At 39.8% G+C, this 13,637-nt stretch carries 16 protein-coding genes; 6 read left to right on the top strand and 10 right to left on the bottom strand.

Going from position 1 to position 13,637, the window contains the following annotated elements; genetic code table 11:
- Nucleotides 1–165 precede the first annotated feature (165 nt).
- Complete coding sequence (locus tag B5G52_RS19805) at nt 166–1,032, top strand: DMT family transporter (protein ID WP_087534353.1); 867 nt, start codon at nt 166–168, stop codon at nt 1,030–1,032.
- Here the strand turns inward: B5G52_RS19805 and B5G52_RS19800 are convergent.
- From B5G52_RS19800 to B5G52_RS19770, 7 genes are all read right to left on the bottom strand, one after another.
- On the bottom strand, nt 1,010–1,708 hold the full coding sequence (locus B5G52_RS19800; protein WP_087534352.1) for a M15 family metallopeptidase: 699 nt from the start codon (nt 1,706–1,708) through the stop codon (nt 1,010–1,012). The two genes, B5G52_RS19805 and B5G52_RS19800, sit on opposite strands and share 23 nt — an antisense overlap.
- A complete protein-coding gene (gene dapE / locus B5G52_RS19795; protein WP_087534351.1) occupies nt 1,705–2,835 on the bottom strand; it encodes a succinyl-diaminopimelate desuccinylase in 1,131 nt (376 codons plus the stop codon). The genes B5G52_RS19800 and dapE overlap by 4 nt, the downstream gene beginning before the upstream one ends.
- Entirely contained in the window at nt 2,832–3,179 is a 348-nt protein-coding gene (locus B5G52_RS19790) for an ArsC family reductase (protein ID WP_087534350.1), read from the bottom strand. The genes dapE and B5G52_RS19790 overlap by 4 nt, the downstream gene beginning before the upstream one ends.
- A 5-nt stretch (nt 3,180–3,184) precedes the next feature.
- Complete coding sequence (locus tag B5G52_RS19785; RefSeq protein WP_087534349.1) at nt 3,185–3,679, bottom strand: PTS glucose transporter subunit IIA; 495 nt, start codon at nt 3,677–3,679, stop codon at nt 3,185–3,187.
- 2 nt (nt 3,680–3,681) lie between these two features.
- Nucleotides 3,682–3,960 carry an ACT domain-containing protein gene (locus B5G52_RS19780; RefSeq protein ID WP_087534348.1) on the bottom strand — a complete coding sequence of 93 codons (279 nt, stop codon included), beginning with the start codon at nt 3,958–3,960 and terminating at the stop codon, nt 3,682–3,684.
- A 218-nt stretch (nt 3,961–4,178) separates the two neighbouring features.
- Nucleotides 4,179–6,329, bottom strand: a complete 2,151-nt coding sequence (gene pta / locus B5G52_RS19775) for a phosphate acetyltransferase (protein ID WP_087534347.1) — start codon at nt 6,327–6,329, stop codon at nt 4,179–4,181.
- A 1-nt stretch (nt 6,330) separates the two neighbouring features.
- Nucleotides 6,331–7,545 carry an acetate kinase gene (locus B5G52_RS19770; protein ID WP_087534346.1) on the bottom strand — a complete coding sequence of 405 codons (1,215 nt, stop codon included), beginning with the start codon at nt 7,543–7,545 and terminating at the stop codon, nt 6,331–6,333.
- Between the two features lie 297 nt (nt 7,546–7,842).
- On the opposite strand from B5G52_RS19770, the gene yfbV reads away from it, so the two are divergent.
- Entirely contained in the window at nt 7,843–8,289 is a 447-nt protein-coding gene (gene yfbV / locus B5G52_RS19765) for a terminus macrodomain insulation protein YfbV (RefSeq protein WP_087534345.1), read from the top strand.
- Here yfbV and rlmA read toward each other — a convergent pair.
- The 3 genes from rlmA to xthA are packed head-to-tail and all read right to left on the bottom strand — an operon-like array spanning nt 8,286 to nt 10,570.
- Nucleotides 8,286–9,086 (bottom strand): 23S rRNA (guanine(745)-N(1))-methyltransferase, encoded by an 801-nt coding sequence (gene rlmA, locus B5G52_RS19760; protein ID WP_087534344.1) that lies wholly within the window; start codon nt 9,084–9,086, stop codon nt 8,286–8,288. The genes yfbV and rlmA overlap by 4 nt on opposite strands.
- The gene (locus B5G52_RS19755) at nt 9,083–9,757 is read right to left on the bottom strand and encodes an energy-coupling factor ABC transporter permease (RefSeq protein WP_087534343.1); all 675 of its coding nucleotides are present in this window, start codon (nt 9,755–9,757) and stop codon (nt 9,083–9,085) included. Before B5G52_RS19755 ends, rlmA begins: the two co-directional genes overlap by 4 nt.
- A 6-nt stretch (nt 9,758–9,763) precedes the next feature.
- Entirely contained in the window at nt 9,764–10,570 is an 807-nt protein-coding gene (gene xthA / locus B5G52_RS19750) for an exodeoxyribonuclease III (protein ID WP_087534342.1), read from the bottom strand.
- Between the two features lie 238 nt (nt 10,571–10,808).
- Between xthA and B5G52_RS19745 the strand changes: the two genes are divergently transcribed.
- The 4 genes from B5G52_RS19745 (at nt 10,809) to rluB (ending at nt 13,572) form a co-directional block, all read left to right on the top strand.
- Nucleotides 10,809–11,240 (top strand): exonuclease III, encoded by a 432-nt coding sequence (locus tag B5G52_RS19745; protein WP_087534341.1) that lies wholly within the window; start codon nt 10,809–10,811, stop codon nt 11,238–11,240.
- A gap of 205 nt (nt 11,241–11,445) precedes the next feature.
- Entirely contained in the window at nt 11,446–11,967 is a 522-nt protein-coding gene (locus tag B5G52_RS19740) for an EF-hand domain-containing protein (RefSeq protein WP_087534340.1), read from the top strand.
- A gap of 148 nt (nt 11,968–12,115) precedes the next feature.
- Nucleotides 12,116–12,706 (top strand): SMC-Scp complex subunit ScpB, encoded by a 591-nt coding sequence (gene scpB / locus B5G52_RS19735; RefSeq protein ID WP_087534339.1) that lies wholly within the window; start codon nt 12,116–12,118, stop codon nt 12,704–12,706.
- Nucleotides 12,703–13,572, top strand: a complete 870-nt coding sequence (gene rluB, locus B5G52_RS19730) for a 23S rRNA pseudouridine(2605) synthase RluB (RefSeq protein ID WP_087534338.1) — start codon at nt 12,703–12,705, stop codon at nt 13,570–13,572. The genes scpB and rluB overlap by 4 nt, the downstream gene beginning before the upstream one ends.
- Nucleotides 13,573–13,637: the final 65 nt, after the last annotated feature.

Raw genomic sequence — 13,637 nt, 5'->3', positions numbered from 1 at the left:
GCTTTTAATATAGATTAGCATAGTCTTATTAATGGTTGATGATAAACAATGTAAAAATTCGTAGTATCTAATTTATATTGCCCTATATGGGTATTATGAAAACTGATACCCTGCTACAGCTTGTTCAAAGCTCAAAGGCAAAAAGCCAGCTAATAAGGAATAGATTTGAAAGCAATAATATATACAGTACTTGCGCTAGTTGCCTTTGCGGGGAATTCGTTACTTGCTCGGATGGCTTTAGCTGAAGGGTCTATTGATCCATGGAACTTTACGTCGATACGTTTATTCAGTGGTGCGATATGTTTAGGAGTTATTTTATTAATTCAACAAAAACGTTTTGCAACTAACCACACTGTTATTACCCAAGAGCGGGGGAGTTGGCGAAGTGGTATAAGTTTACTTATTTATGCGCTTTGCTTTTCTATTGCCTATGTTGAGCTGGATACCGGAACAGGTGCGCTCATATTATTCTCAGCGGTGCAGTTGACCATGATAGGGTGGGGGATCTTCAACAAAGAGCGCTTTTCAATGGTGCAATGGTTAGCATTTTTTGTGGCGCTTGCTGGTTTTGTTTATTTAATGCTGCCATCCGCCGCGGTGCCATCATTATTACCGGCGTTATTAATGACCTTGAGTGGTGTTGCTTGGGGAGTTTATAGTATTCGTGGTAAAAACTGTGGAGCTCCTTTAAAAGCGACAAGTTATAATTTTGCTAGAAGCATTGTAGCCTTACCAATATTGATGATTATAGGCTTTATGGCGGTATCTCAAATAAGTTGGCAAGGAGTTTTACTTGCGTTTTTTTCAGGCTCTGTAGCTTCAGGGCTTGGTTATAGTGTTTGGTATCTTGCTCTTCCATTATTAAAAAGCAGTCAGGCAGCAGTGGTGCAATTATGCGTGCCTGTCTTGGCGGCTATTGCAGGTGTGATATTTTTAGGCGAAGCCTTAACGGTGCAATTTGTTATAGCCAGCGCCGTGATCCTTGGCGCTGTATTGGTTTTTCTGATGGCTAAATCGGCGCCGACACATTAGTAACATAGCGTTCAAATAATTCGGGTAGGTGGGTTAAAATGGTTTGCTTACCCAGTAGATCACTTTGCTGAATTAGCTTACTAAGCACCTCGATATTGATTGCTTCACACATAATATGTGATTGCTCAATATGGCTAATATGCCAAGGTTCAGGTGCAACCCCGCCTAAATCTTTCTCATAAGGGCGGTAAAAACCAAATTTAACTAGGTTATCGTTAAGCCAAGTTGTCATCGCTGCAAAGGGGCCTTCATCTTCATACTCATGCGGCTCAAGCTGTAATTTGTAGCCTTGCTTAATGGCGGCTTGGTCAAATATATCAACATCAGTACCAAAATGGTGGCGGCTCGCTCCGGGCAATGCACTATAGAGTAATATTGCATTGCAAATATCGAGTTCTGATAAGGTTGATAAATCAACTGGCTGCTGATCTTTATTAAGCACAGGGCGAGCACCAGAGAATTTAGCATTCCAAATGGTACTTTGTCGCTCAAAATCTCTAAAGCTAGAGGCTATTGTAAGCTCAAAGCCAGCTTGTTTTGCGGCATTTTGCAATGCTATAAAGTCATCCACTATACCGACATGAATACGGTGGTTAGCGAAATCAACCAAATGTGCGTCACTGCAACCCGTTGCGCATGCAGATAACTGTAACGGGTTTAGTGATAAGGCGGTCATACTAATAGTTTCTCCAATATTTGTTCATAAATATCACTCAATTCGATTAAGTCATCGGTGCTTACACATTCATCTACTTTATGAATTGTTTCATTACGAGGACCAAGTTCTATTACTTTGGCGCCTGTCTGCGCTATAAAACGGCCATCTGATGTGCCTCCCGAGGTTTCAAGTGCAGTATCAAGGCCTGTTACTGATTTTATAGCTGCAACAGTGGCCTCTATTAATGGGCCGCCTTCAGTAATAAATGGCTGGCCATTCACGATCCAATTTAGCTCATAATCAAAATCATAGTCTTGTAATATGGTATTCACACGTTGCTGCAATTGCTGATGCGTGACCTCAGTACTAAACCTAAAATTAAACTGAATCTCAAGTTCGCCAGGTATCACGTTGCCTGCCCCAGTACCGCCATTGATATTAGACACTTGAAAACTGGTTGCCGGAAAGAATGCGTTCCCATTATCCCATTGAGTTTGACTAAGTTCGCTAAGCGCAGGCGCTGCCAGATGGATCGGGTTCTTAGCAAGATGCGGGTATGCGACATGCCCTTGTACACCTTTAACCTTCAAAAAGCCGGTCAAAGAACCACGGCGGCCGTTTTTAACCACATCGCCTAACATATCGCGAGAAGAAGGCTCACCGACTAAACACATATCTATTTTTTCGCCACGCTGTTCAAGGGTATCAATTACTTTAGTGGTGCCATTGATAAATGGGCCTTCTTCATCGGAGGTGATCAAAAATGAAATAGACCCTTTGTGATCAGGGTGCTTAGCTACAAACCGTTCAGTAGCTACAATCATGGCTGCCAAAGATCCTTTCATGTCAGCAGCGCCGCGACCATGCAACATGCCATTTTCTACTAGCCCTGAAAAAGGTAGGTGTTGCCAGTTCTGTTCAGGTCCGGTGGGTACAACATCAGTGTGGCCAGCAAAACAAAAGTGAGGAGATTGCTGTCCTTTTCTAGCCCAGGTATTTAGAGTATCTGTAAAAAACAGTGATTCGATATTAAAACCAAGTGCTGCTAAACGTTCGTTAATCATCGCTTGGCAACCTGCATCTTCAGGTGTCACAGAGCGGCGTTGAATAAGTGCTTGGGCAAGTTCAATAACAGGGTTTTTCATAGGCCAAAAATCTCATCAAATTGAGCGGGTTTAAAACCTAAATGATAGCTTTGGTCATGGATCATAACAGGGCGTTTTATCATTGCAGGTTGCTCAACTAATAAACTAAGAGCGGAGTCTTTGTCTAGATTTTGCTTTTGCTCATCAGGTAATTGGCGATAAGTTGTGCCACGTTTATTAACCAAGTCCTGCCAATCAATATGGGCAGCAAACTCTGTGATCATCTCAAGGCTTACACCATCTTTGCGATAGTCATGAAAAGTGAAATCGATGTTTTTATCTGTTAAGTATTTTTTTGCTTTTTTTATCGTATCGCAATTACTGATACCGTAAAGAGTGGTCATATTATTTACTTCTTAGTTAATGTTAAAAGAGTGTCAGTCCCAGCAGTTACATGGGATAAAGAAAAATACATAGGCTTTAATTGATGGCCGTTTAATAAAATTAAACTGGCAAGTAACGGGGTGTTTAAATCACGCAAATCAAAGTAAGCAAGCCGTTGACCTTTTGCTATTTTACTGCCATTGAGCTGAGCAATATGGGTGTGGTGAATATCAAGTTGCTTATCAAGATGTAAATTGATCAACACTTTGAGACCATTTTTTGCTTGCAAAATGAACTCACATCCCGCATTTTTTACCTGTAATAAAATGCCATCAAATGGAGATAATATTTTGTGGCTAGTTAATTCAACCATAATACCAGGGCCAACAGTGCCATAGCTGAAGAAGGGCTCTGGGTGCTCACTCAATGGGAGAACTTTGCCGCTAAACGGACTGCAAATAGACAAGGTATTAGTTTGAATTTGCTGCTGTGGCAAATAAGTTATATCGTTATTTTGCATTCTTAGAGTGAGTCACCTATTACATTGTAACCGTCTTTTTTAAGTGATTTTATAGCATCATTAATGGCTTGTTTTTTCACTAGCACGTAGTCGGTATCATAGGTTGATATGGCAAAAATAGAGATATTAGCTTTGGCTAATACGCCAGAAATATTGGCCATGATCCCTGTTAGTGAAAACCCGAGTGGCCCAACAACTTCAAGAGCTAACCAATTGTGTACAGCATCAAGGCTATGAATAGTAAATTCAGTACTGTGAAGTTGTAACGTTTGTTTAGACATTAAAAGCCTTTTTATGTAACCACCTTGGTTTATTAATAGTATAGTTAAAAAGATTCGAATAAAAGAGTAATCTTGTCCACAATTTCTGTGGATAACAATGGGATTAAAAAGGTATAACCGACTTAAGGTATTAATATAGCGTTCATTTTTAATTTGGGTAGATAAACGACAGCGATGGTGTAAAGCAAAAGGGCATTGCTTTACACCATCATAAAATACTACTTATCACTCACTTGAGCTGCTTGAATTGCAGTTAAAGCAATCGTGTAAACAATGTCATCAACTAAAGCACCACGACTTAAATCGTTTACGGGCTTACGCATACCTTGCAGCATTGGACCAATACTGATCAAGTCGGCGCTTCTTTGTACGGCTTTATAGGTTGTGTTACCAGTATTTAAATCTGGGAAAATAAATACAGTAGCTTTACCAGCGACAGGGCTATTCGGCGCTTTTTTCAGTGCCACATTTTCCATAATTGCCGCATCGTATTGCAATGGGCCATCAATAATTAAATCAGGACGCTTTTGTTGGGCAAGCTTGGTTGCTTCACGCACTTTCTCAACATCAGCACCTGTGCCTGAGGTACCTGTACTGTAACTTATCATCGCGACGCGTGGCTCAATACCAAATGCTTGAGCAGAATCGGCAGATTGAATTGCAATATCAGCCAGTTGCTCGGCGGTTGGATCTGGGTTAATTGCACAATCACCGTATACCAGTACTTGATCAGGTAACAACATAAAAAACACCGATGATACTAACGAAGAACCTGGGGCCGTTTTGATTAATTGCAGTGGTGGTCTAATCGTATTTGCAGTGGTATTGACAGCACCTGAAACCAAGCCATCAACAATACCGCGCTCTAACATCATGGTGCCTAATACAACATTATCTTGCAGCTGTTCTTGGGCGACAACTTCAGTCAAACCTTTGCCTTTTCGAATTTCAACCATAGGTGCAACATAATCATTGAGTACTGATTGAGGTTCAATGATGGTAACATTTTCATTGAGTTCTACGCCTTGCTGGCTTGCAATGCGGTGAATTTCTTCTCGACTACCAAGTAAAATTGTTTTTGCGATCCCGCGTTGCCCACAAATAGCGGCAGCTTTAATAGTACGTGGTTCGTTGCCTTCAGGTAAAACAACCGTTTTATTGGCGTTACGTGCTTTATCTGTCAGTAAATAACGAAATGCAGGAGGTGACATTTTACGGGTTTTACCTACGCTTTGCGCAAGTGTGTCTAACCAGTCAGAATCAATATGGCTTGCATTATGATGTTTGACTTTGTCAATCCGTTGTTCATCATCACAGGGTACTTCCATATTAAAGTTATGTAATAACAAAGAGGTGCGCCAAGTATCTGCGTCTGTACACAAGATAGGTAAGCCTGTTGCCATTGCTTGTTCACATAACGTCATTATGCGAGGTTCTGGCATAAAACCGCCCGTTAGTAAAATGGCACCAATTTTAGTTCCATTCATTGCAGACAAGCATGCAGCGACTAAAACATCAGAACGATCTCCTGGTGTTACAAGTAATGCGCCAGGGGTAAAGTGGTTAAGAATGTTTGAAACAGTTCGTGCACAAAATGTCACGCGGCGTAGACGTCTGTGTGCCATGTCGCCTTCATTTAATACCTGAGCTTTTAAATAAGCGCTTAAATCTTTTACACGTGGTGCAACTAATTCAAAGTCCCACGGGATAGAGCCTAACAGCATAAAAGGGTGCTTTGTGAAAATAGGCAAAGATGCTAGGCGGTTAAGCTCATTTTCAAGTGCTTCAGGGTTATGCGAATCAACTAAGTCGGCACGGGCACGGCCTTCATCATCAAGCGGGGCATTTACTTTGTTAAATATACAACCAAGTACCCGTGCATGACCTACGCCTCCATAATAACCGGCGGCTATTTCTAATCTATCTTCAATTTGATCGTTACTGTCATTACCTGGGGTAAGCACAAAAATAATCTCAGCGCCTAAAGTTTGGGCTATTTCACGATTTACCCGACCTGCGTACGGTTGGCGACGTGTTGGGACCATACCTTCGATAATGGCAACTTCATCATTACTGATTGTGCTTTCAAAGCGTTCGACAATTTCTTCTAGTAGGTCATCACCTTTGCCATCGCCAATCATCTGTTCAGCATAATCTAATGCAAATGGGGTAGGCGGGTTGATAGGTGAGCCTTGTGTCACAATTAAGGTTGATTTTTCAGGCCCGGTTTCACCAGATCGAGGTTGTGCGATGGGTTTAAAAAAATTTACTTTTACTGCTTTTTGTTCAAGTGCACGTACTAAACCTACTGACACCGACGTTAAACCAACACCGGTAGAGATAGGCACTAACATAATTCGACGGGCCATATTATTGCTCCTGTGCAATATTTGCTGCATCACGGGCGATTACCCACTCTTCATTTGTCGGCATTACAACAGCGGTTGTATTTGCATGTGCTGAACTAATTATGCCTTCACTACCAAAACGAGCATTCAGATTTGCTTGTTCATCACAGTCGAGCCCTAAAAAGGCAAGTTGCTTGATTACTTTTTGACGAATTATATCTGAATTCTCGCCAATGCCGCCTGTAAAAATAAGTGCGTCTAAGCGTTGTACTGGCACCATAAATGCGGCAATTTGTTTTGCAAGGCGGTAACAAAACATATCAAGAGCAAGCATTGCTCTTTTGTTTCCAGCTAATGCTGCGTCTTCAATAGTTCTGCAGTCATTTGACAACTCACTGACACCTAATAAACCACTTTCTTTATTTAACAAGTCATCAATTTGTGCCGCGCTGTAATCTAACTGGGTTGTTAAAAAATTAAATAAACCTGGGTCTATATCGCCACTACGGGTGCCCATCATTAAGCCCTCAAGAGGGGTGAGTCCCATGCTTGTATCAACGCTTATGCCATTTTTAATGGCGCATACTGAGCAGCCATTACCTAAATGCGCACTAATAAAATTGCTATGCTCTAGTGGTTTTTCCAATAATTTAGCAGTTTGACTTGCAACATAATAATGACTGGTACCATGAAAGCCATAGCGCCTCACTCCATAATCTGTGTAAAGCTTGTAAGGTAGGGCATATAAATAAGCAACTTGTTCCATTGTTTGATGAAATGCAGTATCAAATACGGCTATTTGTGGGAGTCCTTCAAATGAGGCTTGCGCAGCAGCGATACCCAATAAATTCGCATGGCCATGCAATGGAGCAAGTGCCGCAGCTTTTGTTATACCTTCAATAACAGACTCATCAATAAGTACTGATCTAGTAAAGTGTTCTCCACCGTGAACAACACGGTGACCAACAGCAATCAGGTTATCTGCTAAGTGATGATCTTTAATAAGATTAACAAGCGTATTAATGGCATGTGCGTGAGCTTGGCCCTTTGTCAGTTCGACCAGTGTTTTTTTACCTTGAAATTTATATTTAATAGATGGTGTATCAGAGCCTAAGCGTTCAGCAAGACCTGAAATAACTTCATTCGATGTTTGCGCATCTAAAATCGCAAATTTTAAACTTGAACTTCCACAATTAAGTACAAGCACATGGTGAGGGGAACTAGGTTGCAAAGGCATATAAAGTCTCATTATTGTGTATGTCTGTAAGTGCGCATTAAGTTAAGCTGATGCATATCTATTGTGATAGTGCTATACAGGCTAAAGATAAATAGTATTTTGCCGATTAACAACTAAGATTAAACTAAAGTCTAGTTGACTTAATGCTTAAATATTTTAACTCATTTATTGAATTAACGTTAGCCATAGCCTTGATCAAATACAAGGATAGTAATTAGATTTTACAAAGGAATGTTGTTTTGGGTATGGTACACTTAAAGAGTCTAATCGTTAAACTAGCGACACCTAGGAGTCATGATGCAAAAAAGTGTGATGTCACAAGTCCAAACTGGTCGAGAGTACGCAAAAAAGTGGCCAATGCGAAAAGAGCTAGCACCGTTATTTGCCGAGTTTAAGGTTATTAAAGCCACCGAGCATGCAATTACAGTTATGCCGATATTGGCAATGTTAACGTTATTTATGCAAATTAATTATCTAGGGAGTGATTTTTTACCGCAAGCGATTGCCGTAGCGCTGTTCTTTTTATCGTTGCCGCTACAAGGGCTGTTGTGGTTAGGTAAACGTGCAGAGACTACACTTGAACCAGCAATGGAACATTGGTTTAAAGAGCTTCATACTAAAATGGTGGCTAATGGTTACCAAGGTGCTTTGGGTAAAAACAAACCACGCTACGCGGATTTGGCCCATTTACTTAACGATATGTTTGATAAAATGGACCGTGCTTTTACTAAAGAGAATCTCTAATCGACTTTCTTAAAATGACTTACATAAAATGACAGGGTGACAGTTTGTTCACCTTGTTGTTCTAATTCTTGCCAATGTTCTGGTCTAAACTTCCATGCAAAAGGTGTCATAGTAATCAGGTTTTTAAGGTCTTCAAACCCAAGTTTAACCTGTTGTTCAATTAAGTCTTGTTGGGTTAATGTAAAACCTCTAGGCACATCAATAGGCGTATGTGCGTTTACTTCTCTATAAATTTTTTGTTTTAACTCTTTTAAGTGCCAAGGGCCTGGGCTTGCGACAATCAGTGAACTATTCTGGTTAGCTAAACGAGCGAGTTCTTGTTCAAATAATGGTGCAAAAATACTCACAAGAACATCAGCTTGGTTAGCAGAAAATGGAGCTTGGCTTATTGAGGCAACACTAAATTGGCAGTTTTCATAGCGTTTGGCGGCATACTTAATGGCTGACTTAGATATATCAACACCATACACCTTACTTTGGCACTGGTTTGCAATTGCGTGCGTGTAAAAGCCTTCTCCACAACCTAAATCTATCACACTCTTTGGAGCAAGCTCTGCGACAAGCTTTGCGATTGCTTGTTGCAAAAATTGATAGTGCCCGGTGCTTAAAAAGGCTCGTCGAGCTTGCACCATGTCAAGGTTATCCCCAGGCTGTTTTGAGTTTTTATTTTGCACGGGTAAGAGGTTAACATAGCCTTCTTTAGCATAATCGAAAGTATGATTATTAACACAACGCAGTGATTTTTCACTTAGCTGCAAAGTTGTTTGGCATAAAGGGCATTGATACGCGAGACTCATGAGTCTAGATAGTCCTTGTCATAGAATGTTTTCACCCAGTGTGGGCGATAAGTAATAAGTATTGAAATAGCCATGCCATTGAGCATTGCTTCAGGAAACCAAATAATGGCGCATAGGTATAAGTAATTTTCACTTAATTCATACCAGTTATAGTTTCCTGAAAAATAATAAAAGGCACTTACTGTCACTATTTTAACGCAACTGACTAACGCTGCGCATAAAAAACTGCAGATAAATATATAAATAAAAAAATGGCGAGGTAATAGGTTGTAACAAATAATAAAAACAGCGTAAGAAAACAGTATAGGAATAAATGCTGTTAATAATAAATGTAAGGGCAATTGTACCAAGCTAATTTGGCCAAAAGCTACAAGCAGAGCACTTGCGCAGGTTGCACTTAAAATAGCAAAGCGCCAACCAAGCACTAAAGTGATAGCGGTGACACCTAATATGTGTAGTTCAAGGCCTGGTAAGATACCCGCTTTAATCTGCCATAAAACACAAAATACCATTGCGCAGGAAAATATACCGGTTTGGCGTGCTGGTGTAGTAATAAGGCTTTTATAGAGTCCCTTATCAAAACTGCCCCAAGCAATAACCCCAACCACAAGCCATAAAACTAATTGAGTGTTTGTGCTGATAAGAGCTGTAAGTTCAAGGTTATGAGACATTGTAAATTAACTAAAAGTTGACCAAATTGGAGCGTGATCAGACGGTTTCTCTATGCCCCTTAATTCGTAGTCAATACCGGCATCAGTACAACGCCCTGCTAATGCTGGCGTTGCAAGGACCACATCGATACGCAAGCCTCGGTTGTCAACAAAACCTTTTGAGCGATAATCAAACCAAGAGTATTGTTCACCTGTATCAGGGTGAAGCTCACGATAGGTATCTTTAAAACCCCAGTTTAATAAAGTGGCGAGCCACTCACGTTCAACCGGTTGAAAAGAGCATTTACCAGTTTTTAACCAACGCTTACGGTTGGGTTCACCAATCCCAATGTCTAAATCGGTCGGAGAAATATTTATATCACCCATAACAATGACATCTTCATCCGGAGTATGGTTAGTCTCAAGATGAGTCATAAGATCTTTGTAAAACTGCCGTTTATAAGGGAATTTTGTTTCGTGATTAATGTTATCACCTTGTGGGAAGTAGCCATTCATAACCGTTAAGTCTCGGCCATTTTCTTGTGAAACGGTTACACTGATCATACGTTTTTGTGATTCATCAGTATCAGTAGCAAAACCTTTAAATACTGACTTAGGCTCACTCTTACAGAGCATAGCTACACCGTAATGAGCTTTTTGGCCATGAAAGTAAACGTGGTAACCCATTTTTTGTACATCATCTAAAGGGAAAGCTTCATCATGTACTTTGATTTCTTGCAAACCTATAACATCAGGTTGATGTTTATCAATAATTGCTTGAAGTTGGTGAAGTCGGGCGCGAAGCCCATTGATGTTAAATGAAATAACTTTCATATTATTGGCCTAAAGTGCATATTTATTTGCGACAAATTCTATCATTAAAATGTCGATGGTACATGCGATTATTTGGAAATATAGTTGGACTAATGTTGAACAAATGATGATTAAAGATTAAGCATTGTTAAACTTGAATTAATTAAAAAATTAAATTGATTATTCAGTTGATCTGATTTTGTTTGTATATATAATGCGCGAAATTCACCCATTCACTCTATATTCATACAGGTAAGTCATGAAAAAACAGCTTTTAACTTTATTCGTTGCAATAGCTTCACTCTCTCACGTTGCTCAAGCAGCTCAGTACTTCAGTGCTGATAAAAAAATTGAATCTCAACTTTGCTCAATTAGTGCAAACGAAGGTTTTTCTGCCGCACGTAAAGTAGCTCACCAACATGGTATTTTTATCTCTCGTCACTCACAAAGTATTTTATGTAACGGTCAAGACATTCGTGATATTGCTAAAAAAGAGAGTGACAAAAAGCGTAATGTAAAAGTTGTAGAAGTATTCGCCACCAATGATCAAACTGAAACTCAACTTTGTGTTACTGCTGTAAAGCAAGGTCTTACACCTGTGCGTGAAAAAATTGGCAACTTAAACTCATTACGCTGTAATGGTGAGCCAGTAACTGATTTTGTTAAGCGTTATCAAAATGCAGCAATATAACGGTTAATTATTGTAAAGAAGCGCTGATTAGCGCTTTTTTTATGCCTGCAATTTTTACAAAAGTCGTGCAATGATTTTACAGCCTTATTCTATTAGTGAAATTATTTTTAGTTAACTGATTGATAATAAGTTATTTATAGAGTTGGCGCAGTCCTTGTATTATTTCGTATGAATTTGATTTTTATTTATTACAAGGAAACGTCTTATGAAAAAGTTAACACTTGCATCAACTATTTTGGCCGCTCTAACTCTAAGCGCATGTTCAGCAAATTCTTCTCTTGCAAAAATCGATAGTGATTTTGGTAGCTTAGACAACGATGATGATGGCTATATTTCTAAAGTCGAAGCTGATGATGACGATATTTGGGAGCATTTTTCAAACATCGATACCAATATGGACGAGCAGATTAGCCGCAAAGAATTTGCAAATTACACTCACCTAAATACAGGTAAAGTTGCAACAGACAGCGAAGTAACTGAGTCAGCATTTAAGGCAGAAATTGCAAAGTTTGATCCGATTGAAAGTGATTTTAAGTCATTAGATAACGATCGTAATGGTTATATCTCAGTCGTCGAAGCAAACGATGACGATATTTCAAATCACTTTGGTTACATGGATAGCAATAAAGATAAGCGTATCAGCAAAAACGAATTTGTCACTTATATCAAAACTCATGGTAGTGACGTTGCTGAAGATGAAGCTCTTGAAATGATAAAAAATAGCTAATTTTATTTTTAGTGATATTAATGCCAGCTTTATGCTGGCATTTTTGCTTTTTTAGATAATAAATTTTCCAACCTAGCTAATGTTCTGTCATAATATAACGCTCATAATATCCAACCTTTAGCGCGTCTATTCTTAAATGGTTATTTAAATGGCAACAAAACGAATTAGTGATGAGCAACTGATTGAAATCATTGAAGCGGCAATTTTTGTTGCAGGTAAGCCGTTAAGTAAGCGACACCTTAAAGAAACCGTTTTAAGTGAATTAAGTGTATCGATGTCGCGAGTTAATAATGCTATTGATCATATTCAAATTCATTATCAAACGCGGGGTATTCGATTAGTTGAAGTCGGCAGTGGGTATCGGTTTCAAGCCTGTGCAAGTTTAGCTCCATGGCTGAGTAATTTATTTCAAGAGCGAGCGCCTAAATATTCTCGTGCGTTATTAGAAACACTGTCACTAATTGCATATCGTCAGCCTATAACTCGTGGTGAAATCGAGCAAGTCCGTGGCGTGGCTGTGGGTTCTGGAATTATGAAATCCCTACTTGAAAGAGAGTGGGTACAAGTGGTCGGGCATAAAGAGGTGCCAGGAAGGCCTGCTTTATATGCGACAACAAAACAATTTTTAGATTATTTTTCGTTAACGGGTCTTGATAATTTACCTGATTTGCCAAAGCAGCAACAAAGTAAAATAGACCAGTTATTGAGTGATCCTTCTGTGAGAGAACTATCCGAATGAGTATACAAGGTGAAAAGTTACAAAAAGTCCTAGCCCGTGCTGGCGTAGGTTCACGCCGTGAGATGGAAAAATACATTGATGCAAATCGTGTGAGTGTAAATGGTAAAGTTGCCAAGTTAGGTGATCGGGTCGAAGAGACCGACCAAATCCGTGTAGACGGCCACACCGTTAAAATTGAAGAAAAAGCAGAGCGTATTTGCCGCGTAATAATGTACAACAAACCTGAAGGTGAATTGTGTACACGCAAAGACCCAGAAGGGCGTCGTACCGTGTTTGATCGCTTACCACGTATTGATGGCGAACGCTGGATTGCTGTAGGTCGTCTAGATATCAATACAGCTGGTTTGATGCTATTTACCAATGATGGAGAGTTGGCTAATCGCTTAATGCACCCAAGTTATGAAGTTGAACGTGAGTATTCTGCACGGGTATTTGGTGAAGTGACTAATGAGACTATTAAGAACTTAACCAAAGGTGTTGAGCTTGAAGATGGTATGGCTAAATTTCTAAACATTAAGCCACTAGGCGGTGAGGGAATTAACCGCTGGTATAATGTTACACTAACTGAGGGGCGTAATCGTGAAGTGCGTCGTTTATGGCAATCTCAAGAGGTGGAAGTCTCTCGTCTAATTCGTATTCGTTACGGAAAGTTAGAGCTTGATAAGCGTTTACCACAAGGTGGCTGGAGCGAACTTGATTTAGAAACTGTTAACTACCTACGTAAAACTGTAAAACTGGGTCGTGAAACACAAACAAAATTGTCAGTTATGCCTGAAAAGCGCAAAGATAAACGTGCCAAAATTAACCAAATACGTAAAGCGGTTAAAAAGCACAACAACCGTGTGAAGCAAACTAAACGCCGTTAACTCACCGCTATATTAGATCAAAAAAGCCGCTTTAGAGCGTAATGCCAGTCAGTTAAGCTGACTGG

Source organism: Pseudoalteromonas sp. A601 (genome assembly GCF_002165575.1).
Classification (GTDB): Bacteria; Pseudomonadota; Gammaproteobacteria; order Enterobacterales; family Alteromonadaceae; genus Pseudoalteromonas.
This window is presented reverse-complemented; position numbering and strand designations above follow the sequence as displayed.